26 protein-coding genes and 2 pseudogenes are annotated in these 23,254 nt (G+C 75.0%); 22 read left to right on the forward strand and 6 right to left on the reverse strand.

Translation table 11 applies throughout. The features are described 5' to 3' along the window. Positions 1 to 28 precede the first annotated feature (28 nt). From BJF81_RS12635 to BJF81_RS12660, 6 genes and pseudogenes are all read left to right on the forward strand, one after another. On the forward strand, positions 29 to 565 hold the full coding sequence (locus tag BJF81_RS12635) for a hypothetical protein (RefSeq protein WP_075958635.1): 537 nt from the start codon (positions 29 to 31) through the stop codon (positions 563 to 565). Then, positions 562 to 1,475 (forward strand): annotated as a pseudogene (locus BJF81_RS12640) (ATP-binding cassette domain-containing protein). The gene BJF81_RS12635 and the pseudogene BJF81_RS12640 overlap by 4 nt, the downstream one beginning before the upstream one ends. Next, entirely contained in the window at positions 1,472 to 1,921 is a 450-nt protein-coding gene (locus BJF81_RS12645) for a hypothetical protein (RefSeq protein WP_075958636.1), read from the forward strand. Before BJF81_RS12640 ends, BJF81_RS12645 begins: the two are co-directional and overlap by 4 nt. After that, positions 1,891 to 2,532 (forward strand): hypothetical protein, encoded by a 642-nt coding sequence (locus tag BJF81_RS12650; RefSeq protein WP_075958637.1) that lies wholly within the window; start codon positions 1,891 to 1,893, stop codon positions 2,530 to 2,532. The genes BJF81_RS12645 and BJF81_RS12650 overlap by 31 nt, the downstream gene beginning before the upstream one ends. Further along, on the forward strand, positions 2,532 to 3,101 hold the full coding sequence (locus tag BJF81_RS18100) for a hypothetical protein (RefSeq protein ID WP_158068685.1): 570 nt from the start codon (positions 2,532 to 2,534) through the stop codon (positions 3,099 to 3,101). Before BJF81_RS12650 ends, BJF81_RS18100 begins: the two co-directional genes overlap by 1 nt. Before the next feature lie 4 nt (positions 3,102 to 3,105). Beyond that, positions 3,106 to 4,233, forward strand: a complete 1,128-nt coding sequence (locus BJF81_RS12660) for a lycopene cyclase family protein (RefSeq protein WP_158068686.1) — start codon at positions 3,106 to 3,108, stop codon at positions 4,231 to 4,233. A 4-nt stretch (positions 4,234 to 4,237) separates the two neighbouring features. Here BJF81_RS12660 and ctlX read toward each other — a convergent pair whose 3' ends face one another. After that, entirely contained in the window at positions 4,238 to 5,266 is a 1,029-nt protein-coding gene (gene ctlX, locus BJF81_RS12665) for a citrulline utilization hydrolase CtlX (protein ID WP_075958680.1), read from the reverse strand. A 79-nt stretch (positions 5,267 to 5,345) separates the two neighbouring features. Here ctlX and BJF81_RS12670 point away from each other — a divergent pair, with 79 nt between their 5' ends. Next, the gene (locus tag BJF81_RS12670) at positions 5,346 to 6,278 is read left to right on the forward strand and encodes an NAD-dependent epimerase/dehydratase family protein (RefSeq protein WP_075958640.1); all 933 of its coding nucleotides are present in this window, start codon (positions 5,346 to 5,348) and stop codon (positions 6,276 to 6,278) included. A 62-nt stretch (positions 6,279 to 6,340) separates the two neighbouring features. Here BJF81_RS12670 and BJF81_RS12675 read toward each other — a convergent pair whose 3' ends face one another. Further along, positions 6,341 to 6,745 (reverse strand): DoxX family protein, encoded by a 405-nt coding sequence (locus tag BJF81_RS12675; protein WP_075958641.1) that lies wholly within the window; start codon positions 6,743 to 6,745, stop codon positions 6,341 to 6,343. A 167-nt stretch (positions 6,746 to 6,912) separates the two neighbouring features. Between BJF81_RS12675 and BJF81_RS12680 the strand changes: the two genes are divergently transcribed. Continuing rightward, the gene (locus tag BJF81_RS12680) at positions 6,913 to 7,812 is read left to right on the forward strand and encodes an SDR family oxidoreductase (protein ID WP_075958642.1); all 900 of its coding nucleotides are present in this window, start codon (positions 6,913 to 6,915) and stop codon (positions 7,810 to 7,812) included. A gap of 44 nt (positions 7,813 to 7,856) precedes the next feature. On the opposite strand, the gene BJF81_RS12685 is transcribed toward BJF81_RS12680, so the two are convergent. From BJF81_RS12685 to BJF81_RS12690, 3 genes and pseudogenes are all read right to left on the reverse strand, one after another. Continuing rightward, on the reverse strand, positions 7,857 to 8,336 hold the full coding sequence (locus BJF81_RS12685; protein ID WP_075958643.1) for a hypothetical protein: 480 nt from the start codon (positions 8,334 to 8,336) through the stop codon (positions 7,857 to 7,859). 16 nt (positions 8,337 to 8,352) lie between these two features. Next, positions 8,353 to 9,126: pseudogene (locus tag BJF81_RS21605) on the reverse strand (T3SS (YopN, CesT) and YbjN peptide-binding chaperone 1); the annotation flags it as partial. A gap of 47 nt (positions 9,127 to 9,173) precedes the next feature. After that, complete coding sequence (locus BJF81_RS12690) at positions 9,174 to 9,545, reverse strand: hypothetical protein (protein WP_075958644.1); 372 nt, start codon at positions 9,543 to 9,545, stop codon at positions 9,174 to 9,176. 238 nt (positions 9,546 to 9,783) lie between these two features. Between BJF81_RS12690 and BJF81_RS12695 the strand changes: the two genes are divergently transcribed. From BJF81_RS12695 to BJF81_RS12740, 10 genes are all read left to right on the forward strand, one after another. Continuing rightward, positions 9,784 to 10,551 carry an nSTAND1 domain-containing NTPase gene (locus tag BJF81_RS12695; RefSeq protein ID WP_143780842.1) on the forward strand — a complete coding sequence of 256 codons (768 nt, stop codon included), beginning with the start codon at positions 9,784 to 9,786 and terminating at the stop codon, positions 10,549 to 10,551. Continuing rightward, the gene (locus tag BJF81_RS12700) at positions 10,482 to 13,637 is read left to right on the forward strand and encodes a WD40 repeat domain-containing protein (protein ID WP_075958646.1); all 3,156 of its coding nucleotides are present in this window, start codon (positions 10,482 to 10,484) and stop codon (positions 13,635 to 13,637) included. The genes BJF81_RS12695 and BJF81_RS12700 overlap by 70 nt, the downstream gene beginning before the upstream one ends. Before the next feature lie 62 nt (positions 13,638 to 13,699). Continuing rightward, a complete protein-coding gene (locus BJF81_RS12705; RefSeq protein ID WP_075958647.1) occupies positions 13,700 to 15,289 on the forward strand; it encodes an alpha/beta hydrolase in 1,590 nt (529 codons plus the stop codon). Positions 15,290 to 15,449: 160 nt separating this feature from the next. After that, positions 15,450 to 15,911, forward strand: a complete 462-nt coding sequence (locus BJF81_RS12710) for a cupin domain-containing protein (protein WP_158068687.1) — start codon at positions 15,450 to 15,452, stop codon at positions 15,909 to 15,911. 66 nt (positions 15,912 to 15,977) lie between these two features. Further along, positions 15,978 to 16,499 carry a hypothetical protein gene (locus BJF81_RS12715; RefSeq protein WP_075958648.1) on the forward strand — a complete coding sequence of 174 codons (522 nt, stop codon included), beginning with the start codon at positions 15,978 to 15,980 and terminating at the stop codon, positions 16,497 to 16,499. A 161-nt stretch (positions 16,500 to 16,660) separates the two neighbouring features. Next, on the forward strand, positions 16,661 to 17,047 hold the full coding sequence (locus BJF81_RS12720) for a GntR family transcriptional regulator (RefSeq protein WP_075958649.1): 387 nt from the start codon (positions 16,661 to 16,663) through the stop codon (positions 17,045 to 17,047). Further along, on the forward strand, positions 17,044 to 17,784 hold the full coding sequence (locus BJF81_RS12725) for an ABC transporter ATP-binding protein (protein WP_075958650.1): 741 nt from the start codon (positions 17,044 to 17,046) through the stop codon (positions 17,782 to 17,784). Before BJF81_RS12720 ends, BJF81_RS12725 begins: the two co-directional genes overlap by 4 nt. Further along, the gene (locus BJF81_RS12730; protein WP_075958651.1) at positions 17,781 to 18,563 is read left to right on the forward strand and encodes a hypothetical protein; all 783 of its coding nucleotides are present in this window, start codon (positions 17,781 to 17,783) and stop codon (positions 18,561 to 18,563) included. The genes BJF81_RS12725 and BJF81_RS12730 overlap by 4 nt, the downstream gene beginning before the upstream one ends. A gap of 54 nt (positions 18,564 to 18,617) precedes the next feature. Beyond that, positions 18,618 to 19,517, forward strand: a complete 900-nt coding sequence (locus tag BJF81_RS12735) for an ABC transporter ATP-binding protein (protein ID WP_075958652.1) — start codon at positions 18,618 to 18,620, stop codon at positions 19,515 to 19,517. Further along, a complete protein-coding gene (locus BJF81_RS12740) occupies positions 19,514 to 20,323 on the forward strand; it encodes a hypothetical protein (protein ID WP_083664204.1) in 810 nt (269 codons plus the stop codon). Before BJF81_RS12735 ends, BJF81_RS12740 begins: the two co-directional genes overlap by 4 nt. A 33-nt stretch (positions 20,324 to 20,356) precedes the next feature. On the opposite strand, the gene BJF81_RS12745 is transcribed toward BJF81_RS12740, so the two are convergent. Further along, entirely contained in the window at positions 20,357 to 20,824 is a 468-nt protein-coding gene (locus BJF81_RS12745) for a PPOX class F420-dependent oxidoreductase (protein ID WP_075958653.1), read from the reverse strand. A gap of 54 nt (positions 20,825 to 20,878) precedes the next feature. On the opposite strand from BJF81_RS12745, the gene BJF81_RS12750 reads away from it, so the two are divergent. From BJF81_RS12750 to BJF81_RS12765, 4 genes are read left to right on the forward strand one after another with little or no spacing between them, the layout of a single operon-like run. After that, entirely contained in the window at positions 20,879 to 21,115 is a 237-nt protein-coding gene (locus tag BJF81_RS12750) for a hypothetical protein (protein WP_075958654.1), read from the forward strand. Next, a complete protein-coding gene (locus BJF81_RS12755) occupies positions 21,112 to 21,624 on the forward strand; it encodes a metallophosphoesterase family protein (RefSeq protein ID WP_237770229.1) in 513 nt (170 codons plus the stop codon). Before BJF81_RS12750 ends, BJF81_RS12755 begins: the two co-directional genes overlap by 4 nt. Positions 21,625 to 21,627: 3 nt before the next feature. After that, positions 21,628 to 22,872, forward strand: a complete 1,245-nt coding sequence (locus BJF81_RS12760; protein ID WP_202817489.1) for a cation:proton antiporter domain-containing protein — start codon at positions 21,628 to 21,630, stop codon at positions 22,870 to 22,872. A 56-nt stretch (positions 22,873 to 22,928) separates the two neighbouring features. Further along, positions 22,929 to 23,228, forward strand: a complete 300-nt coding sequence (locus tag BJF81_RS12765; protein WP_143780843.1) for a hypothetical protein — start codon at positions 22,929 to 22,931, stop codon at positions 23,226 to 23,228. Positions 23,229 to 23,254: the final 26 nt, after the last annotated feature.

Below are 23,254 nucleotides of genomic sequence, written 5' to 3' on the forward strand. Positions count from 1 at the left end.
CGGATAGGCTCGGGGCGGAGGTGGATCCATGCTGGTCCGGCTGATTCCGCTGCTGCTGCTCCTGGCCGTGCTCGTGGCGCTCTACGTCCTGCTGCAGCGGGCGAGGTCCGTCGGGCAGGACCCCGGTCCTGTGCGGGTCGGGGCGGGGCCCGTCGGCAACGGCGACCCGGGGGACGCCGGCGACGCCGGGGACCCTGTCGACGCAGGGGACCGGCACGCCCGGGCCGTGCGGGCCGCCCGCGAGCTCGTGCGGCAGGCCGAGGCCGCGCACGCACGGACGGTGGCGCGGGCCCAGGAGCGGCTGACCCTGGCCGAGCTCGAGGCGCAGCGGGACGCCGACGGCGGACGGGCGGCGCAGCGGGTCGAGGCGGCCCGCCGCGAGCTGACGGCCGTGCGGGCCGACACCGAGGAGCTGGACCGGGCGCGGATGACCCTGGAGGACCTCGAGGGTGCCGGCCCGCTGCGGGGCGACCTGCCGCCCCCGCCCGACGACGACCGGGGCGACGACGACCGCGGCCGCGGGGACGACGACGGGCCCGACGGACCACCGGAGAGGACACGATGAGCGAGCAGCTGGTCCGGATCGAGGGCCTGGACAAGAGGTTCGGCAGGGTGCAGGCCCTCGACGGGCTCGACCTGGAGGTCACCCGCGGCGAGGTGCACGGCTTCCTGGGGCCCAACGGGTCCGGCAAGTCGACGACCATCCGCGTCCTGCTGGGGCTCATGCGCGCAGACGGCGGGACCGTCCGGCTCTTCGACGGCGACCCGTGGGCCGACGCCGTGCGGCTGCACCGGCACCTGGCCTACGTCCCCGGCGACGTGACGCTGTGGCCGGGCCTGACCGGCGGGCAGTGCATCGACGTCCTGGCCCGCGCGCACGGCCACATCGACGAGCGGCGCCGCGCCGAGCTGGTCGAGCGCTTCGACCTGGACCCGACGCGGCGGTCCCGCGACTACTCCAAGGGCAACCGGCAGAAGGTCTCCCTCGTGGCGGCGCTGGCCGCGACGTGGAGCTGCTCGTCCTCGACGAGCCGACCGCCGGGCTGGACCCGCTCATGGAGCAGGTCTTCCAGCAGGTCGTGCACGAACGACGGGCCGAGGGCACGACCGTGCTGCTGTCCAGCCACCTGCTCGGCGAGGTCGAGGCGCTGGCCGACCGGGTCTCGATCATCCGCGCGGGGCGCACGGTGACGACGGGCACGCTGACCGAGCTGCGACGGCATACCCACAGCCAGGTGCGGGCGGTGACGGTGCGGGCCCCGGCCCTGGACCGCCTCGGCGGGCTGGAGGACGTGCGCACCGGCACCGACGAGGAGGGGCGCACCGAGCTGCACGCCAGCGCCGAGCCGGACGCCGTCGGCGCGCTGGTCGGCGCCCTCCACGACGCCGGGATCCACACGCTGACGGTGACCCCGCCGAGCCTGGACGACCTCTTCCTCAAGGCCTACGCGACGCCGGAGGCGGAGCGGGCATGACCGGCACGCACCGGGAGGCGCGCTCCCTCGGGGCCGGCCTGGACGGCGTGGGCACGATGACGCTCATCGCGCTGCGCACCGGCTGGAAGGGGCTGGCCGCGTGGGTGCTGGCCCTCGTCGGGGTGATGGCGCTCACCGGCGCCTCCATCGGGGCCCTCTACGACACGCCGGAGAAGATCCGGGGGTATGCCGAGTCCCTCGGCGGCGACGCCATGGCCGTGCTCAACGGCCGGGTGGCGGGGCTGGACACGATCGGCGGGGTGTTCGCCAACGAGTTCGGCTTCGTGCTGTCCTTCGGGCTGCCGCTCATGGCGATCGCGCTGACCAGCCGGGCCACGCGCCGGGACGAGGAGGCCGGGCGGCTCGAGCTGCTGCTGGCGCCCGGATCGGGCGTCGCGCCCCGCTGCTGGCCGCGGTGCTCGTCGCCTCCGGCGCGGTGCTGCTGACCGGGCTGGGCTGCGGGGCGGCGATGGCCGCCTTCGGGGCGGACCCCGCGGGGTCGCTCCTCTACGGGCTGGGGATCGCCGCCCTGGGCTTCGTCTTCGTCGGCCTGACCGCGGTGGCCGCCCAGGTGGTCGAGCACGCCCGGGCGGTGTGGGGGATCGGGCTGGCGCTGACGGTCGTGTCCTACCTGCTACGCGGGGCCGGTGCCCTCGAGCGCAACGCCCTCGTCTGGGTCTCGCCCCACGGCTGGGTCGACGAGGTGCGGGCCTTCGGCGACGCCCGGGCCTGGCCCCTGCTGCTCGCGCTCGTGGTCGGCCTGGTGCTGCTCGCGCTGGCGTTCCGGCTGCTCGACCGCCGGGACGTCGGCAGCGCCCTCGTCCAGCCCCGGCGCTCCGTGGCCCGGGCCTCGACGGCGCTGCGGACCCCGCTGGGCCTGGCCGTCCGCCAGCACCGGGGGGCGGTGGTGGGCTGGACCGTCGTGGGCGCGGCCCTCATGGGCGTGTACGGCTCCCTGGCCCAGGCCGTCATCGACGTCATCACCGAGAACCGGGCGCTCGGCGGGTTTCTCGGGGCCGACGTCGAGGCCGCGGCGAGGTGGTCCTGCGCACGGTGATGTCGACCTTCCTCATGATGCTGGGGATGCTCGTGGCCGCCTTCGTCATCGCGGGGATCGGCACCCTGCGCAAGGAGGAGGAGAGCGGGCGGCTGGAGGTCGGGCTGTCCTCCTCGCGGTCCCGAGCCTCCTGGCTCGGGGTGCACGTGCTCGTCGTCCTGGCCGGCGCCCTCGTCGTCGGCCTGGTCGGCGCGGTCTCGCTCGGCGTGACCACCGCCGCCTCGCTCGGCGACGACGCCTGGGTGGCGGACGTGCTCGAGGGGTCGCTGGCGCACGGCGCCGCGGTGCTCCTCTTCGCCGGGCTGGCCGTGGCGCTCCTGGGCTGGCGGCCGCGCTGGCACGGGCTGGCCTGGGCGGCGCTCGCGGCGGGTGCCGTGCTCGCCTACCTCGGGCCGGGCTTCGACCTGCCCGACCCGCTGCTCGACGCCTCGCCGTTCCTCGCCGTCGGGCGCGACGTGGTCGGCGAGGGGGCCTCCACGACCGGGGTGGTCGTGCTGCTCGTGCTCGCGGTCCTGCTCACCGTGGCCGGGTTCGTGGGCTTCCGCCGACGCGACGTCCCGGTGGTCTGAGGTGGTGCCTCACGACGTCGCGGTGGTCGGCCTGGGCCCCGCCGGCCGGGCCCTGGCCTACCGCTGCCTCGCGCGCGGGCTGTCGGTGCTCGCCGTCGACCCGCGGCCGGACACGGTCTGGACGCCCACCTACGGCGTCTGGGCCGACGAGCTCGGCGACCTGCCCGCGTCCGTGGTCAGGGCCCGCACGGGGGACCCGTGGATCCGGGTGCACGGCGACCACCCCCTCGGGCGGGAGTACGTCGTCCTCGACAACGCCGCCCTGCAGGCCGCCCTGCCCCTCGACGGCGCCGAGGTCCGCCGGGCCCGGCTGACCGACGACGAGGTGGCCGACCTGCGTGCGCAGGCCCGGACCGTCGTGGACGCGCGCGGGGCCCGGCCCGAGGGGCGGGTGGTCGACGACCCCGCGCCGGCGCAGACGGCATACGGGATCGTCGTCCCCGCGGCCGCGGCCGTCCCGGCCCTTCAGGGCGCCGAGGGGCTGCTCATGGACTGGCGCACGGACTGGACCGACGATCCCGAGCCGACCGGCACGCCGACCTTCCTCTACGCGATCCCGCTGGGGCAGGACCGGGTGCTGCTGGAGGAGACCTGCCTGGCGGCGGCGCCCGGGATGCCGGTCGAGGAGCTGCGGTCCCGGCTGCGGCACCGCCTGCTCTCCCGCGGCGTCGACCCGGCCGCCGTCGACACCCCGCTGGAGCGCGAGGTCGTCCGGATCCCCATGCGCGGCCGCGGACGACCGGCGCCCGAGGGCGTGGTCGCCGTCGGGGTCGCCGGCCGCGGGGGCAACCTGGTGACCGGCTACTCGGTGGCGCACGCGCTGCGCAGCGCCGACGGGCTCGCGGCGAAGGTCGCCGACGGGACGCTGACCGACGCGGACCCGGCCGGCCCCGCGGACCTGCTGCGCGAGGCCGGGCTCCGCGCACTGCTGCGGCTGGACACGGCCGGCACGCTGGCGCTGTTCGAGGCGTTCGGGCGGCTGCCGAGGCGGCAGCAGCGCGACTTCATGTCCCGGGACTCCGACGCCGCAGGGCTGGCCCGGGCGATGTGGGGGATGTTCGGGGGTATGCCGTGGGCCGCCCGCGCCGAGCTGGTGCGGGCGACGCTGGGCCCGGGCCGGGCCGGCGGCTGACCCGTCAGCCCGTGCCCTCCGCGACGTCCTGGCCGTCGGCGGTGTGCGGGTGCTCGTCGATCGCCACGGCGGTGGCCGTCGGCTCCCCGCCCTCGGCGGGGCGAGGGTCGAGGTGGACGCCGGCGATCATGCAGCGCACGGACCCGCCGGCCAGCTCGATCGTCGGCACGTCGACGGACACGATCTCGCAGGAGCGCTCGATCTCCGCGACCTGGTCGGGGCGCAGGCTGCGCCGGGCGCTGCCGGACATCGCCATGACGTAGCGCTTGGTCCCGTCCGGCCGGCGGCCGCACAGCTCCACGGCGTTGCCGGCGAACTGCCGCACCTGCTCCTCGGTGATCTCCACGACCCGACGGCCGTTGACCGACAGGCGCTCGCGCACCTCCTGCCGGCGCTGCTCGTCGGGGATCATCCCCAGGGCCACGAGCGCGACGTCGGTGCCGATGCAGGCGATGACGTTGGTGTGGTAGACCGGCACGCCCTCCGAGTCGAGGGCCTCGAAGGCCATCGGCTCGTAGCGGAAGTCGGTGCAGAAGCGCTCCAGCACGTTGGTGTCGGCGCGGCTGCTGACCGCGGTGTAGGCCACCCGCGAGATGTGGTCGAGGACCATCGCCCCGGTGCCCTCGAGGAAGATGCCGTCGGGCTCCAGGCCGGAGTAGTCGATGATCGTCTGCACCCGGTACGTCGACTTGAGCATCTCCAGGACGTCCCCGCGGCGCTCGTGGCGGCGGTTGGAGGCGTACATCGGGTAGACGGCGACGTAACCGCCCTGGTGGGTGGAGAGCCAGTTGTTGGGGAAGACGCTGTCGGGCCGGGTGTGGTCGTCGTCGTCGAAGACGTGCACCCGCACGCCGACGTCGCGCAGCGCCCCGGCGAGGGCGTCCATCTCGGCCAGCGCCTGCCGCGACGTCTCCTCCGTGGGCTGCCCCTCGGGGATGACGTGCTGGAAGGCGTTGTCGGCGGCGGTCGCCGGGTTGGGGACGAACTTGGTCGCGCGGACGAGGATGACGGACGAGGGGGCCTGTGCGCTCACGAGCAGAATGTATGCGATGCCCGGCCGGCCGGACGCATCCGTGGCACCGGCCGGTGACCGGGCCGGTACGGTGCCGCCCATGAAGGTCCTCGTCACCGGAAGCTCGGGCTTCCTGGGCTCCTCGGTGGTCCCCGGCCTCGTCGCGGGGGGCCACGAGGTCGTCGGCGCCGACGTACGGGACCCCGCCCGCCCGACCCCGGGGGCGGTGCACGTGCGGATGGACGTGCGCGAGCGGCATACCGTGCAGGAGGTCCTGGCCGGGCACCGCCCGGAGGTGGTGGTCCACCTGGCCAGCGTCGTCACCCCCGGCAAGGACTCGGACCGGGCGCGCGAGCGGGCCGTCGACGTCGACGGGACGCGGCACGTGCTGGACGCCTGCCGCGAGCACGGGGTCCGACGGATCGTCGTGAGCTCGAGCGGGGCGGCGTACGGCTACCACGCCGACAACCCGGTCCCGCTGACCGAGGACGACCCGCTGCGGGGCAACCCCGAGTTCGCCTACGCCGACCACAAGCGGCAGGTGGAGGAGATGCTCGCCGTCGAGCGGGCGCGCACCCCGACCCTGGAGCAGGTGGTCCTGCGCATCGGCACGATCCTGGGGGAGCGGGTCGACAACCAGATCACCCGCCTGTGGTCGGGGCGGTTCATCCTCCGGCTGGCCGGCGCGGAGTCGCCGTTCGTGCTCGTGTGGGACGAGGACGTCGTGCGGGTCGTCGTGGCCGCGGTGACCTCGCCGACGACCGGGGTGTTCAACGTCGCGGGGGAGGGCACGGTGACCGTGCCGGAGATCGCGAGGGCCCTGGGCAGGCGGACGCTGACGGTGCCCGAGCCGGCGCTGCGGACGGTGCTGGCCGTCGGCAGACGGCTGGGGCTGACCGCCTACGGCCCCGAGCAGACGGTGTTCCTCGCGCACCGGCCGGTGCTGGACGCCTCGCGCCTGCACGAGCTCGGCGTCGAGGTCGCGCCGACTCGCGAGGTGCTGCGCAGGTATGCGGAGGCCCGCGGAGCCTAGGTCCCGCATCGGCAAGGTCGGTCGGGGTCGCACCCGTCGACCCGTCGCGGGTCGGCGGTCGGCTACGTCTCCCGTCGGCCGCCCCGCCGGAACCAGCCGCCGCCGTAGAGCGCCCACAGCACGAGCACGGGCTGGAAGAACAGGCGGACCAGCCGCTTGCGGTCGGTGTCCAGGCCGAAGGCGTCGGTGCCCTCGACGTACTGCGCCACGTTGCCGGGGAAGATCACCACGAAGAAGGCCGCGAGGAGGGCACCGACCAGCCGCTTGCGGCGGGGCAGGACGACGAACGAGGCACCGAGCGCGATCTCGACGACGCCCGACCCGAGCACGGTGAGGTCCTCGTCCAGCGGGAACCAGTCCGGCACCTGGGCCTGGAACTCCTGCCGCTGGGTGGTCAGGTGACCGACGCCGGCCCCCACCATGGCCAGGCCGAGCGTGATGCGGGCGGTGGTGCGCAGGAACGACATGGAGGGAGACTACGCGGCCACGGGCGTCCCGGCCGCGAGGTCGCGAGCGAAGGCCCTACCCCGGCCGCCACGTGCGGAGTAGCGTCACCCTCAGGACGACAGGGGTGTCGACCGACCGGCCGACCGGTCGCCCTCACGGGTCGCGGAGGCGACCACGAGGAGGAGCCATGATCCTGGTCTGCGGCGCCACGGGAGAGCTGGGCGGACGCGTCGTCCGTCGTCTGGTGCAGGACGGGCGGACGGTCCGGGCGCTCGTCCGGCCGACGACCGACGCGGGTGCGCTCGAGGCCCTGGGGGTGGAGGTCGTCCGTGGGGACCTGCGCGACCCGGCCAGCCTCGCGCGGGCCGTGGAGGGGGTCGACACGGTCGTCACCACGGCCAACGCCCTCGCGCGGTCGCTGGCGGGGGACAAGGAGCTGAGCGTGCGCGACGTCGACGTCGAGGGCAACCAGCACCTCGTGACGGCGGCCGACGAGGCCGGGGTGCGCAGGTTCGTCTTCCTCTCCGCCGCGGGTTTCGACCGGGGTGCCGGCGCCCGGGCCCCGTTCGTGGCGGCCAAGCGGGCGACCGAGCGGGCGCTGCGGGCGACGGGCATGGAGGCGGTGGTCGTCCGGCCCGACATGTTCCAGGAGGTCTGGCTCGCCGGCGCGGGCGGCATCGACGTGGCGCGGGGCAGGGCCGTCGTCTACGGCAAGGGCGACGCCGCCCACCGCTACGTCGCGATCGACGACGTCGCGGCCCTGGTGACGCACCTCGCGGTCGCGGAGTCGGTGCCGCCGGAGGTGGAGTTCGGCGGCCCCGAGCCGGTCACCCCCAACGAGGCGGTGGCCGCCTTCGAGCGGGCCGCCGGCCGTTCCTTCACCGTCCGGCACGTGCCCCGGCCCGTGCTCGGCGTGGCCAGCCGGGTCCTGGCCCGGCCCCGGCCGGCGCTGGCCTCGGTCATGGCGATGGCCCTCCACTCCGACACCCACCCCAGCACCTGTGACGACAGGCCGCTCCGGGAGGCGGGGATCGAGCCACGGGCAGCGTCCGACCACATCCGGCAGGTGGCGGCGCCGGCGACCTGAGGAGGGGGCGTCGAGGGCTGAGACGCCCGGAGTGCCTCCCCGACCTACCCCTCCGCCTGGCCGAAGGTCACCACGTGCCGCAGGGCGGCGCGCAGGTCCCGGACGGTCGACTGCCAACGGTGCAGCTCCTCGGTGGCGGCGCGGGCCCTCTCCACGTCCCCGGCCTCCCGCGCCTCGTCCACCGCCCCCCGCCCGGAGATGGTGCGCTCCTCCGCGATCCGGATGAAGCGCAGGATGAGCGCCCGGTCGTGGTGGCACACGTCGGCCACGAGGGCCGGCTCCAGCGGGACCGGGCCCTCCCGGTCCAGGTTGAGCAGGGTCAGCAGCTCCTCCGGAAGCCCGTCCGGTGCCTGGCCGGAGCCGAGGTCGCCCTCCTCCTGCCCGCCCGTGCCGTCCCGCGTGTCCGGGGTGGCCGGGGGAGTCTCCACCCCTCCCGGCCCACGGCCCGTCATGACGTCGATCCAGCGGCGGCCCTGGACGCGCACGGCCAGGGCGTCGTCGAGACGGTCCAGCTCGCGGCCCATGGAGCTCGATCATCCCGACCAGGTGCCGGGGCACGAAGGGCAGGCTCGGGATGGCCACGCTGGCCACCACCTGGCGTCCCACGAGGTGGAACTTGGCGAAGACCGACTCCCGGTTGAGGATGCCCACCTCCCGTCGCGCCGCCTCCAGGTCGGCGACGTCCTGCACGAGGATGGCGAAGATGCTCACCACCGGCTGGGCGTCGGCCGTGCGGACGTAGACGAGGGTCGTCCCGAACACGATCGGCACGTCACCGTCGGCGTCCCGCCGGGGCGGGTGCCCCATCGTGGCGTGCAGCGTCGTCTCGACCGCCTGCCGCAGCTCGGCCGGGGTGGTCACCCGCACCGGTTCGTCCAGGTCGATCTCGGGCCGCACCGCCACGTCGTCCGCGGGGTCGGGCGGGGTGATCGTCAGGCTCCCGGCGTCGAGGAACGCCGGGTGCGGGGCCCCCACGACGTGCCGGAGCGTGTCGGACACGACCGCCGCGAGCAGGTGCGCGTGGGTGCGGGGACGCTCGAGGAGGTATGCCGTGGGCGACTCCTCCCGCCACCCCAGCGATCCCAGGTGCCGCCGGTTCTGCTCGTCCAGCGCCGGGCGTCCCTCGGGGATCCGCAGCTCGGCGTGCAGCACCTCACCGTCGGGCCGCACCTCCAGCGCGGGTGCGCTCTCGGACCCGGCGCCGTAGGGGGTGATGCGCAACGGCTCGGTGGCCGTCGCCAGGTGCGCGGCCAGCCGCGTGAGGAACCCGGCCCACCCGACCTCGGTGGCGCGGTCCAGGTCGAACCCGTCCATCCCCCGACCTTAGACCTGCGACGTCGCAGCGGTGTTGGTCCGCGAGATCAGACGAAGGTCTGGTCCGCCTCCCAGGCTGCGTAGAGCCGGCGCTCCTGCTCCTCGGTCATGCCGAAGGCCTCGACGAACAGGTTCAGCGTGCTGGCCGTCACGAGACGGCCCGTGAGCGCCCGGGAGACCCGGTCCTTCAGGCTGCGGGGGACTGACGACCGCGCGGCGGTCGTCCCACCGCGACCACCGTCCCGCACCGCGGCGGCCAGGACGTGGGCGACCCCCGCCTGGTTCGGCAGCTGGCTGCTGTTGCGGCGGGTGTGCCGCTGCCACCGTCGCCGGCAGCGCAGGTCCGTGAGCAGCACCTCCGCGAGCGCTGCCGACGTCCGGGGGAACTCCACCCGCGGATCGGTGTCGACGGTGGACAACGGCGTCCTCCTTCGAGTGGGTGCGGTGGCGGGTCGGGGTGCCTGGCCCCCTGCAGCCAGGCACCCACGACTCTTGTGTAGCCGTCCGAGGCGTACGGGCGCCAGCCAGCTGTGGATATCCGTACGACTCCGTACACCGCAGGCCGCTGACCTGCGGCTGAGACGTGGGTGCGACACAAGGGTGGGAGGTTGTCCGAGGTTGTCCGTACGCTCTCCCTGCGACGAAAGGAGGCCCTGAGTGAGCCGCGCACCCGACTCGATGGTGGCCTTCGCCGGCGACCTGTCCGAGCTGCGTCGGCGGGCCGGACGGTCGGTGCGCGACGTCGCCCGCGCGACCGGCGTCCCGTCCGCCACCCTCGGCGGCTACTTCGCCGGACGGCACCTGCCGCCGGCCAACCGTCCGGAGGTGCTCGAGGGTGTCCTGCGGGAGTGCCAGGTCCCCGAGGCGGAACGGTCCGCCTGGCACCGCCGGCTCCAGGACCTGCACGAGCAGCGTCGGCAGGTGGTGACGCGCACGCCCTACCCCGGGCTGCGCCCGTTCGGCGCCGAGGAGCACGACCTGTTCTTCGGCCGGGAGGAGCTGCTCGACCGCCTGCTCACCCTGGTCCAGACGGCCGCGGGCACGACCCCTCACCTCGTGACGGTGGTCGGACCCTCGGGGTCGGGCAAGTCCTCGCTCCTGCGGGCGGGGCTCCAGCCGGCCCTGGGGGCCGACGGCTGCACCGTGCTGACCCCGACCCAGGCCGGGGAGCGGGGGTCGGGGTGGGTCGAGGGTGCGGCCGGGACGGACCCGGGCGGCGGGCCCGACGCGACCGACCGGGGCGGCAGGGGTGGAGGCGCGGTCGGCCGGGTGCTCGTCGTCGACCAGCTCGATGAGCTGTGGACCCACCCCGACCTGCGCGCCCGGGCGGAGGAGCTGGTCGCCGACCTGACGGCGTGGGCGGCCGCTCGCCGGGGCGGGTGGTGGTGCTGGGCCTGCGCGCCGACTTCTACGGCGAGGCCATGACCCTGTCCGGTCTGGCGCAGGCCCTGCAGCACCACCAGCTGCTCGTCGAGCCGCTCGGGTTGTCCGAGATGAGGTCGGCCATCGAGGGGCCGGCGCGTCAGGTGGGGCTGGTCCTGGAGCAGGGCCTGGCCGAGCTGATCCTCGCGGACGTCCGGCCCGACACCGTCGGATCGGTGCTGCCCCACCTGGCGCACGTGCTGGACACCATGTGGCGCTCCAGCGACCGGTGGGCGCTGACCGTGGCCGGCTACCGGGACGCCGGCGGCTTCGAGGGGGCGATCCGGCAGTCCGCGGAGGAGGTCCTTGGCTCCCTGCCGGCCGACCGGCGGGACCTGGCGATGACGCTGCTGCTGCGGATGGTGACGACCGCGCCCGCCCAGGGCTGGACCCGGCGTCTGGTGCCGCTCGAGGAGCTGCTGGCCGCCGCCCCGGAGGCCCGGACGGTCCTGGACCGCCTCGTCGAGGGGCGGTTGGTGGTGGTGCGGACCGACGACGCGACGCTCAGCCACGAGTCGCTCGTGGGTGCGTGGCCGCGCCTGCGGGAGGCCGTGGACGCGCGCCGTGGCGACCTGGCCCGCCGCGAGGCGCTCGAGCGGGCCGCCCGCGACTGGGACGCCGCCGGCCGGGGCGAGGACCACCTGCTGCGGGGCTCCCGGCTGCAGGCCGTCGACGAGTGGCGGTCCACCGCCGAGGACCCGTTGACGCCGCTGCAGGAGGACTACGTCGCGGCCAGCCGGGAGCTGGCCGGACGGCTGGCGGACGAGCAGGCGGCCAGACGACGACGGAGCCGGGCCGTCAGCGCCGTGCTCGCGCTGCTGCTGGTCGCCACCACGGTGGCCTCCCTGGTGGCCCTGCGCTGGTGGGACCGGGCCAAGGACGAGCGCGACCAGGCGCAGTCGCGGCAGATGGCCGTGGCCGCCGAGAGCCTGCGCGACCGCGACCCCCTGCTCTCGCGCCAGCTCGCGCTGGCCGCGTTCCGCACCGCCCCCACGCGCGAGGGCCGATCGGCCCTCCTGGACGCGACGACGACCCCGGTGCTCGGCGACTGGGCCGACCCCGAGGGGGCGGTGCTCGACCGGGCCGTCCCGCTGCCCGACGGGGAGCACCTCGTGCTGGCCGGTTCGGCCGGGGGCGTGGTCGTGGTCCGCCACGCCGAGGGCGGCACCGGGGCGTGGGAGGTGGTGGCCCGCCTGCGGGACGTGGTCGAGGGCGTCGAGGCGCCCTCCGTGGTCCGGCTCGCGGCCCATCCCGACCGGCCCTGGGTGGTCGTCGGCGGCACCGCGGTGCCGGAGGGCGCGCAGGAGGGGACCGGCACGGGCGAGCCGATGCTGGCCGTGCTCGACCTGACCGACCCGACCGGGCCGGTCGCCCACCGCCTCGAGGTCCCGGCACCTCCGACCGCGATGACCTTCGCCGACGCCGGGAGGACCCTCGTCGTGGCCGCCGACGGTGTGCTCCACCGGTATGCCGTCGGGGCCGGCCGTGGCGGGTCCGCCGCCGCCGACGACAGGCAGGCCCCGGTCGACGCGCAGCCGCTGGAGGGCACGACCGACGTCGGCGTCCTCGTCGAGGCCCTGGGGGCCGGCGACGACGGGCAGGTCCTCGCGGCCGCCGGGGCCGACGGCACCGTCTCGGTCTGGCAGGTGGGCCGGGGGAGCGACGCGCTGGAGACGGTCGGCGAGCTGGACACCGGCCGCGAGCTCTTCGACCTCGACGTCAGCGCGGACGGCACGGCCGTGGCCGCGGTCGGCCGGTCCGGGCTGGTCCACTGGATCGAGGTCGCCGGCGACGGGCTGGAGGAGACGCACCACCGCTACGCCTCCGACACCAACCTGTTCGCCGTCCACATCGACGACGCGAGCGGACTGCTGGCCGCCGCCGGGTGGGACGGGCAGGTGTCCCTGTGGCGCCTCGGCCAGGACGGCTCGGTGACGGAGTCGCCCAGCCTCGTCCTGCCCTCGCCCCGGCCGGTCTTCGACGTCGCCGTCGCCCAGGGCCGGTGGCTGTTCACCACGATGGGCGGGACGACCTACACCTGGGACTCCCAGGGATCGGCGCTGCCGCGGCTGGCGGGCAACGTGTTCACGGTCGCCGCCTCGGCCGGGGGCGACCGCTGGCTGACGGCGACCGGGCCGCCCGACGGTGCCGTCCAGGTGTGGGACGCCTGGCGGCCCCACGCCCCGCGCCTGCTGCACACGTTGCGGCCCGACGGCGGGGACACCTCGACCGGCACGGGGGCGGTCAGCCACGACGGTTCCGTCGTGGCCACCGGCACGACCGAGGGTCGCGTCGTCGTCTGGCGGCTCGAGGGCACCACGTCCGAGGTCGTCGTCGACCTGCCCGTGTCCGACGGGGGCATCCCCGTCGTGCTGCTGACGCACGACGCGGAGCGTCTGGTCGCCGTCGGTCGCGACGGGCGCGTCGCGGTCGTGGGGCTGACCGGGCAGGAGAGGGGGCGGCTGCTCGACGAGGTCACCGTTCCGGGGGAGGTCTTCACCGTCGCGGTGCGCGAGGACGGTCTGCTGGCGGTGCCGGACGGGACCGGGGAGGTGCGGCTGGTGCACGTCGACGACCCGCAGCGGACCCTGGGGCGGATCGACACCGGCCTGACCGTCTACGGGGCGGACTTCTCCCCGGACGGCACCACCCTGGTGCTCGCGGCCTCCGACGAACGGGTGCACCTCTACGACGTGTCCGACCCCGCCCGCCCGACAGCGGCCGGGGACCCGCTGTCGGGTCCGTCGGCCATCCCCAACGGGGTGCGTTTCGCCCCCGACGGACAGCGGCTCGCGGCCGCGGTCGACGAGGGCGAGGCCTGGCTGTGGACGCGGGGTGCGGACGGGTGGCGGCCGACCGAGGTGCTCGGTGCCGGCCTGGCCAACCTGCAGGACGTGGCCTGGTCGTCGGACGGGACGGTTCTGCTCGGCGGCGGGCTCTCGGGGCGCACCCGGCTGTGGCTGACCGACGTGGACCTGGCCACCACGAGCGTCTGCGGCGCCGTGCAGCAGGAGGTCACCCGGGAGGAGTGGGAGGGCCTGCTGCCGGGCACCGGCTACCGCCCGCCGTGCGCCGTCGGGGACCCCTGAGGCCACGAACCCGAGGTCCTTCGGCGCCGTCGCGACGGCCCGGTGTGGTTGTCTGTGGGGGCATGGAGGAGGTGCCGGAGGTCCGCTTCGCCGAGGCGGCCGGCTCCACCCTGGCCTACGAGGTGTTCGGCGACGGCCCCCCGACCATCTGCGTCGTGCCACCCATGGCGCAGAACGTGGAGCTGGCCTGGGAGTCCCCGGTCATCCGCCGGATGCTGGAGCGGTACGCCGCGTTCTCGCGTCAGGTGATCTTCGACAAGCGGGGCACCGGGCTGTCGGACCGGTCGCTGGACATCCCCGGCCTGGACGAACGGGTCGACGAGCTGCGCTCGGTCATGGACGCCGCCGGCGTGGACCGGGCGTTCGTGCACGGGGTGTCCGAGGGCGGGCCGATGGCGGTGATGTTCGCGGCCACCTACCCCGGGCGGGTCCAGGGCCTGATCCTGGAAGGGACGGCGGCCTCCCTGCTCACGGACGAGCAGCGGGCCGTGCGCTCGACGCCGCAGGGGATGGCCGCGGCGCGGCGGAGGTGGGAGGAGTTCGTCGACGCCTGGGGAACGCCCATGTCGCGGACCGTCGCGCTGTTCGGCCCGTCCCTGCTGAACGACGAGGACTTCGTCCGGTGGTGGCCGCACTACGAGCGTCACTCCGCGAGCCGGGACGCGCTGACGGAGCTGTTCCGGATGAACGGGGACATGGACGCCCGCGGCGTCCTCGACCGGGTGGGCTGCCCTGTCCTCATCGTCCACCGCACCGGGGACCTGATCACGCCGGTGGACCGCGCGCGGGAGACCTACCGGCAATTCCGGCAGGCGGGCGCCGACGTCGAGCTGGTCGAGCTGCCGGGGGAGGACCACTGGAGCTTCGCCGGCGACATGGACGCGGTCTGCGACGCCGTCGAGCGGTTCACGACCGGCCGCTGCGGGCGGGCCGGCCCGAGCGGCAGGACCGGCCGTCCGGCGACTGGACCGAGGCAGGCACCGGCCCCGGCCCCGGCCACCGTGCAGGTGCGGGCGATGGGCCGCTTCGAGGTGGTCCTCGACGGGACGCCGACCCGGCCGGGGGACTGGGGGTCCCGGCAGGCCCGGACGCTGCTCAAGCGGCTGGTGGTGGCCCGCGGGTGGCCGGTCCCCCGCGAGGAGCTGACGGACCTGCTCTGGCCGGACGAGCTCTCCGACCGGCTCGCCGCCCGGCTGTCGGTCCAGCTGTCCGCCGTGCGGAGGGTCCTGGGCGGGGCCGTGGTGGCAGACCGGTCGACCGTCCGGCTGGACCTGGCGGCCGTGGACGTCGACGTCGAGCGCTGGTTCCGGCTCGACGAGGACCGCGCCGTGGTCCGGGACTACGCCGAGCTGCTGCCCGAGGACCGCTACGACGACTGGGCCGCCCCGCTGCGCGACCGGATGCGTGACCGCTTCGTCACGGCGGCGCACCGGGTCGCCCGGGCCGTGCTCGACGACCCGGCGGGAGGAGGAGCCGGCGGCGAGGACGCCGTCGTGCTGCTGCGGAGGGTGCTCGAGCTGGACCCCTACGACGAGGAGGCCCACCGGACCCTCGTCGAGCTGCTCCACCGGGACGGCCGGCACGGGGAGGCGGTCGCGGCCCGGGAGCGCTACGAGGAGGCGATGGCCGAGCTGGGGATCGACGACGGCTGAGCCCGGCCTGCAGATGCGCCGACGGGGACCGCGGCCGGCGTCGAAAGGTTTCCGAAAGGGTGCCGGGGCACGGTGCCGCCATGACCACCAGGACCAGACCCGGCCTCCGTCCACCACTGGCGACCCGGACCGCTTCCGGCACCTGCCCGAGGGGGAGGGCGTGCACCGCGCCTTCCTCAACCACCTGGCCACCGTCAAGCTCGACGCTGGCAGCTCGGCCAGCGGGATGGGCGCGGTGGAGTTCCTCGCCCCGCGGGGCTTCGGGCCCCCGCTGCACGTGCACCGGGAGGAGGACGAGCTCTTCTACGTCCTGGACGGTCGCATCCGCTTCGAGCTGGGCGACCAGGTCGTCCAGGGCGGGACCGGCGCCCTGCTGGCCCTTCCGTGCCGGGGGGCCCACACCTTCCAGGTGGAGTCGGACACGGCCCGCTTCCTCACGGTCGTCGCCGGGCGGCGCCACGAGCCCAGCTTCGTGGAGATGGTCCACGACCTCGGCGCCCGGATGCCGCAGGCCAGGCTGCCCGAGCCGGTGGAGATCGACCCCGGGCAGGTCGCCGAGGCCTGCGCCCGGCACGGCATCGAGGTGCTCGGACCCCCACCCGGCGCGCTGCCGCCCGCCTGACCAACCCCAACCCCGACCCCAAGCCCACCCCCGGGCCGCAGGCCCGACCGTCCCAAGGAGAGATCGATGACACCCACCACCACCACGACCCCGAGCCGTCGCACCCGGAGCCGGGGCGCCGCAGCCCTGGCCGGGATGGCCCTGGCCGTGGGAGCACCCGCGGCGACCGCCGGCGCCCACCCCGGCCACGGCGGAGAGCGCCCGCTCGGCGCCCAGCTGGCCGAGGTCCGGGCGGCCACGGCGAAGTACCACGACGTCGACGCGGCGGTCGCCGACGGCTACAAGCCGTCCTCGCCGTGCGTGCCGAACATGGGCTACCACTACCAGCGCGGGGTCGCGGCGACGGCCGACGAGCTGGACCCGGCCGCACCGGAGATCCTCGTCTACGCGCCGCGCGAGAACGGCAGCCTCAAGCTGGTGGCCGTCGAGTACGCGACCTGGGACGCCTCGGCCAGCCTCTTCGGCCGAGCCTTCGACGCGCCCCACCCGCACGGTGGCCCGCCGTTCCACACCCTGCACGCCTGGGTCTGGCAGGGCAACCCGGCGGGCGTGCTGAGCCCGCTGAACCCGACCGTCACCTGCGACTGACGGGACCTGCACCCGCGCCGGCCGAGGGGACGGCACGGCTGCACGACGCCCCGGAGGGCCAGCGCCCCCGGGGCGTCGTCCGCTGCCCGGAGTTGCGCCGGCCCGTTGTTCTGTGGTTCATTAGTCATGTAATGAACCACAGAACAAGATCGGAGGTGGCCATGGCCACCCAGGCCGTGCCGGCGGAGTTCGAGCCGTTCGACGACCGCACCCCGATCTACCAGCAGATCGCCGACCGGATCCGCCACGCGGTCCTGGTGGGCGACCTCCCGGAGGGGGCCCAGGTCATGTCGACCACGCAGTACGCGACCACCCACCGCATCAACCCCGCGACCGCGGCCAAGGCGATGAGCACGCTCGTCGACGATGGCCTGCTGCACAAGCGGCGCGGGCTGGGGATGTTCGTCTCCGAGGGGGCCCGCGAGCTGCTGCGCCAGCAGCGCCGGGCGACCTTCTGGGAGGACACCTTCGGGCCGGCCATCGCCGAGGCCCGGGCGCTGGGGATCACCACCGACCAGCTCATCGAGCACCTGAAGGAGCAGCCGTGAACGCGCCGCTGAGCGTCGAGGTCGACGCCGTCACCCACCGGTTCCGGGGCGTCGAGGCCCTCTCGGACGTCAGCCTGACCGTCCGGCCGGGGACCATCACCGGCCTCGTCGGGCGCAACGGCGCCGGCAAGACGACCCTGCTGTCGCTGATCGCCGCGCTGCGCCCGGTCCAGACCGGCACCGTCCGCGTCGGCGGCCGGGACGTGTGGGAGGACCCTTCGGTCACCTCCCGCGTCTGCCTGGTCCGGGACCGCGGCGGCATCCTCGAGGACCAGCGCATCCACCAGACCCTGCGCGTCCAACGGGCGCTGCGCCCGCACTGGGACGAGGAGTATGCCGTGGAGCTGCTCGAACGGTTCGGCGTGCCGCTGCGCAAGAAGCCGGAGCAGCTCTCCCGCGGCCAGCGGTCGATCCTCGGGGCGGTCGTCGGCCTCGCCTCCCGCGCCGAGCTCACCCTGCTGGACGAGGTCTACCTGGGCATGGACGCCGTCGCCCGCCGCCTCTTCTACGACGAGCTCATGGCGGACTACGTCGCCCACCCGCGCACGATCGTGCTGTCCTCCCACCTGCTCGACGAGGTCGAGGACCTCATGGAGGACGTCGTCGTGCTCGACCGCGGCCGGGTCGTCGCCGCCGGCGACGCCGCGGCCGTGCGCGAGCAGCACTCCAGCGGCGACCGGCTCGCCTCGCTCACCGACGTGCTGGTGCACGTCAGCACCGGAAGGACCCCGTCATGACGACCACCGACACCGCCGGCACCACCGCTATCCGCACTACGGGACCGGCCTCCCGGCCCGACCGGCAGTGGTGGGCCCTCGGCCGGCTCCAGGTGGCCGACGCGCTCCGCGGGCTCACCGTCACGGCCCTGGTCACCCTCGTGGTCCTGGCCGTCATGGCCCTCGTGTCCCGCTGGCAGGGCTGGGACGTGGTGGTCATGGACGAGGTCGAGTGGGGCGGCCCGCCGCTCCTGATCGAGGGCGGCCGGACGGTCCTGTGGATCTCGCTCGTGGTGCTGCCGATCTCCGTCGGGATCGCGGCGATCGTGCACACGGTCGTCGGCACGGCCCGGTCCCGCGTCTACCTGGCGACCGGGGCCACGCGGCGGCAGGTCACGTTGGCCCACCTGCTGACCATCGGCGTGATGACGGCCTACGTGCTCGCCGTCGCCGCTGTGGTGCTGCTGGTGCTGGGACGCGGCCCGGACGGTGCCCTCGACATCCTGGGGTCCGAGGTCGCGGGGGGTGGGGTCCAGGTCGCCGTGGTGGCGCTCGGGGCCGTCGTGGCCCCCCAGCTGGCCGCGGCCACCATCACGGCGCTGTTCCTGCGCTGGCCCTGGTGGGTCGGCACCTCCGTCCTGGTCGTCATCTTCGTCCTGCTGCCCCTGGTGGCCGGGTTCCTCCCGCCACTCGGCGAGGCGCTCGAGCGTGCCGACGCGTGGTGGGGCTCGGACCTGCTGACGGCCGCGGTCCTCGTCGTCGTCTTCGTCGGCATCATGCGCCGGGTCCCGGTGAAGTGACATGGTGACCAGGACGCCCGAGGAGTCGCAGCACCGGAGGGAGGCCGACGACCGATGATCGAGATCCAGGGCCTGACCAGGACCTACGGCACGACCACCGCCGTCGACGACGTGACCTTCACCGTGGAACCAGGGCGGGTCACCGGCTTCCTCGGCCCCAACGGGGCGGGCAAGTCGACGACGATGCGGATGCTCTGCGCCCTCACCCGACCCACGTCCGGGCAGTCGCTCGTGCTGGGCCGCCGCTACGAGGAGATCCCCAACCCCGGGCGGACCGTTGGCGTCCTGCTGGACGCCCAGGCCCAGCACGGCGGCCGCACCGGCCGGGAGGCCCTGACGGTCAGCGCGCTGACCATGGGCCTGGACCGGCGGCGGGTCGACGAGATGCTGGAGCTGGTGGGTCTGACGCCCGCGGAGGCCCGGCGCCGGGTGGGCGGCTACTCCCTGGGGATGCGCCAGCGTCTCGGGATCGCCAACGCGCTCCTGGGGGACCCCCAGGTGCTGGTGCTCGACGAGCCGGCCAACGGGCTGGACCCGGCCGGGATCCACTGGATGCGCACCCTGCTGGCCGACTTCACCCGGGCCGGCGGAACCGCGCTGCTGTCCTCCCACCTGCTCCGGGAGGTGGAGGTCATCGCCGACGACCTCGTCGTCATCGGGCGTGGCCGGATCGTGGCCCGGGGCACCAAGGCCGAGCTGCTGGCCACCGGCGGTGCCGTCGTGCGGTCCGCGGACGACGTCACCCTGCTGGTCGCGCTGCAGCAGGCCGGTCTGGACGCCGTCGAGTCCCCGGGCGGAGGCCTGGTCGTGGAGGCCGAGCCGGCCGTCGTCGGCCGGGTCGCCGTCGACCGGGGGATCGCGCTGACCGAGCTGCGCCCCTCCGACGGGGGCGGCCTGGAGGAGCGTTTCCTGCAGCTGACCGCCGCCGACGCACGTGAAGGAGTCCACCGATGAGCACCACGACCGGCAGCCACCCCTCCGGCGGGGCCGCGACCCGGCCGCGGGGCGGGACCGAGGCGCCGGCGCGCCCCATACCCCTGCTCCGGCTGGTGCAGGTCGAGCTGCGCAAGATGGTCGACACCCGCTCGGGGCTGTGGCTGCTCGCCATCATCGCCGTCCTCAGCGTCGGCGCCGTCGTCCTCTTCCGGCTCTTCGGTCCGGAGGAGGGGCACACCTTCTACGGCTTCGCCGGGATGGCGCTGACCCCCCAGGCCTTCCTGCTGCCCGTCCTGGGCATCCTGCTGGTCACCAGCGAGTGGAGCCAGCGGGCCGGCCTGGTGACCTTCACCCTCGAGCCGCGACGTGGGCTGGTCGTGGTCGCCAAGTCGATCGCCGCGGTCGTCGTCGGCCTCCTGGGCCTGGCGCTGCTGCTGGCCGTGGCCGCCGTCTTCGCGGCGGTCGCCGGCAGCGGCGACGTCTGGGACCTGGGGGCCCGCGAGCTGGGCTACTTCACGATCCTGCAGGTCCTGGCCATCATGCAGGGCGTGGCCTTCGGGCTGCTGCTGATGAACAGCACGGCCGCGATCGTGCTCTACTTCGCGCTCCCCGTGGCGATGAACCTGCTCATCACCTTCGTCGAGGTGCTGCGGGAGAACGCCGGGTGGTTCGACCTGGCGACCGGGCAGGCGCCGCTGTTGACGCAGGTGGCGCTCACCGGGGAGCAGTGGGCCCAGCTGGCGACGGTGGCCGCCCTGTGGATCGTGCTGCCGCTCGTGCTCGGCTGGGTGCGTCTGCGCAGGACCGAGATCAAGACCGCCTGAGGCGCCCGGCGTCGCTTCCGGCCCCGGGGACCGTCAGTCGTCCTCGAGCCGGGCGGGGAACCCGCCCGTGGCCACCGGCGACCACCGGGTCGGGGTGATCCGCAGCAACGACTTTCCCTGGGCGACCATCGCCTCGCGGTACTCGTCCCAGTCCGGGTGCTCCCCGGCCACGGCCCGGAAGTAGTCGACGAGCGGCTCGACCGACTCCGGGCAGTCGATCACCTCGCAGTCGCCGTCGACCTGCACCCAGGCGCCCCCGAAGTCGTCGGAGAGCACGACGACGCTCACCCGCGGGTCGCGCCGGGCGTTGCGTGTCTTGGCCCGCTCCGGGTAGGTCGAGACGACGATCCGGCCCTGCCCGTCCACGCCGCCGGTGACGGGGGATGCCTGCGGGCGGCCGTCCTGGCGGGTGGTGATGAGCACGAGGTGGTGGCGGGGGCGGACGAACTCCAGCAGCCCCTCCCGGTCGACGGTGGTGGTGGTCGCGACGGTCCTGGCCATGGGGCCAGTCTGTCACCGGGTGCGGGAGCACCGGCCCGTGGCTACCGTGGCGGGATGAGCGATCAGCAGAGCACCGGAGGGGCCGAGGAGGCCGACGCCCGCCAGCAGGCGGCCGACTACGTCGTGGAGCGCACGGAGAGCTGGGACGAGGGCGCCCGTCCCGAGACGGTCCGCGAGGACCTCGAGGAGGGGATGGCCCAGGCCGAGGTCGACGTCGACGCGGGCGAGCTGGACCGGATGGCCCAGGAGATCCACGACGACGGCAGCGCCGAGACGCCCGACGTCGGGTGAGCGACCGGCTGCGGGTGCTGCTCGTGGCCGACACGCACGTGCCCAAGCGGGCCCGTGAGCTCCCGTCCGAGGTCTGGGGCGAGGTCGACCGCGCCGACGTGGTCGTCCACGCCGGCGACTGGGTCGACCCTGCGCTGCTCGACGAGCTCGAGGCCAGGGCGGCCCGGCTGGTGGGCGTCCACGGGAACAACGACGGCGGGGAACTGCGGCGTCGGCTCCCCGAGGTGGCCCGGACCGAGCTGGGGGGTATGCGGTGGGGCGTGGTCCACGAGACCGGCCCCCGGGCGCGGCGCGAGGAGCGCATGCGGGCGGCATACCCCGACCTGGACGTGCTCGTCTTCGGGCACAGCCACATCCCGTGGGACACCGCCGGGGACGGCCTGCGCCTGCTCAACCCCGGGTCCCCGACCGACCGGCGGCGTCAGCCGTTCTGCACCTACATGACCTGCGAGGTCGGCGACGGCGTGCTCGGCGAGGTCGTGCTCCACCGGCTGCCACGGAGGAGCTGAGGCGTGGACTGGCTGGCCCCCACCCTGGCCGTGCTGGGTCTCGGCGGCATGGTCCTGGCCCTCGTCAGCGGCCCGTTGGAACGGTGGGTCCCCGTCAGCGAGCCGCTCGTGGCCCTCGCCGTCGGTGTGCTCGTCGGGCCGGCCGCCCTGGGCCTCGTGCGGCTGGAGCAGGAGCTGGTGGACGTGCTCCTGCTCGAGGGCAGCCGTGTCCTGCTCGCGGCCTCGGTGATGGCTGCGGCACTGCGCTACCCGTGGGAGAGGCTGCGCGGCCTGCTCAGACCCACCGCGCTGCTGCTGGCGGGGGTGATGCCGCTGGCGGCCCTGGCCACGGCCGCGTCGGCCCTCGTCCTCGCCGTGCCGATCTCCCTGGCCCTCCTCGTCGGGGCCTGCCTGGCCCCGACCGACCCGGTCCTGGCCGCCGCCGTCGTCAACGGCGAGCCGGCCGCACGGACCCTGCCCCACCGCGTCCGGGCGCTGCTCACCCTGGAGAGCGGCGCCAACGACGGGCTCGGGGTCGTCCTCGTCGCCGTGCTCGTCGCGGTCGTCCTGCCCGCGCAGGGCGTGGGGCACGCCCTGGGCCTGGTCGCCTGGGAGGTCGGTGCCGGGGTGGCGATCGGTGCCCTGCTCGGATGGCTGGCCGGCCTCGGGCTGAGCCACGCCGACCGGCACGACGACGTGGGCGAGGGGCCCGAGCTGGTCTACACGCTGCTGCTGGCGGTCGGCGTCCTCGGGGTCGCCCGCACGGTCGAGGCGGCCGGGGTGCTGGCGGTCTTCGTCGCGGGCCTCGCCTACAACCGTTTCGCCCAGAGCAGCCCCCGGGAGAAGCAGGACGCGGTGGACGAGGGGGTCAACAAGTACGCCGTGCTCCCGCTCGTCGCGGTGCTCGGCGTCGTCCTGCCATGGGAGACCTGGGCCGGCTGGGGCTGGCGGGCCGTCGTGTTCGCGGCCCTCGTCCTGCTGGTGCGGCGGCTGCCGTTCCTGCTCGCGCTGCACCGGCCGCTCGGGGTCGCCCCGCACCAGGCGGGCTTCATGGGCCTCTTCGGGCCGATGGGCGTCAGCGCGCTGTTCTACCTGGCGCACGCGCGGCACGAGGGGGTGGACGACCCGGCGCTGTGGGGTGCGGTCACGCTCGTCGTGGCCGTGAGCGTGGTGGTCTTCGGGGTCACCGGGGCGCCCGGACGGAAGACCTATGCCAGACGGTACGGCCACGAGGGGGACCGGGAGGAGCGGCCGGCACCCTCGGGCTGAGGACGAGGACGTCCGTCGAGGTGCCGTGCGGGGCCGCCGGTCCTACCGTGGGCGTCATGACACACGACGAAGGCCGGACGGCCGACCACGACCCGACGCACGAGGAGGACCAGCTCGGCGACGACCAGGGTGACGGTTCCGGCGAGGGCACCGTGTCCGAGGCCGGGTCCGCCGCGGTCAACCCGGACACCTCCCTCGGCGGCGCCGACAGCGTCCCCGACACCCCCGACGCAACACCGGCAACGACCAGCATGTCGAGGCGGAGGAGCCCGGGCCGGAGGGCTGAACCGCCGAGGAGGGCCCGGCGCCAGGAATGTCCGCGCTCCTCACGTCGTTGCGCGTCATATACCCCCTAGGGGTATAAAGGACATGACCCGCTGAG

Origin of the sequence: Ornithinimicrobium sp. CNJ-824 (genome assembly GCF_001942405.1) — a bacterium.
Taxonomy (GTDB): Bacteria; Actinomycetota; Actinomycetes; order Actinomycetales; family Dermatophilaceae; genus Ornithinicoccus; species Ornithinicoccus kibberensis.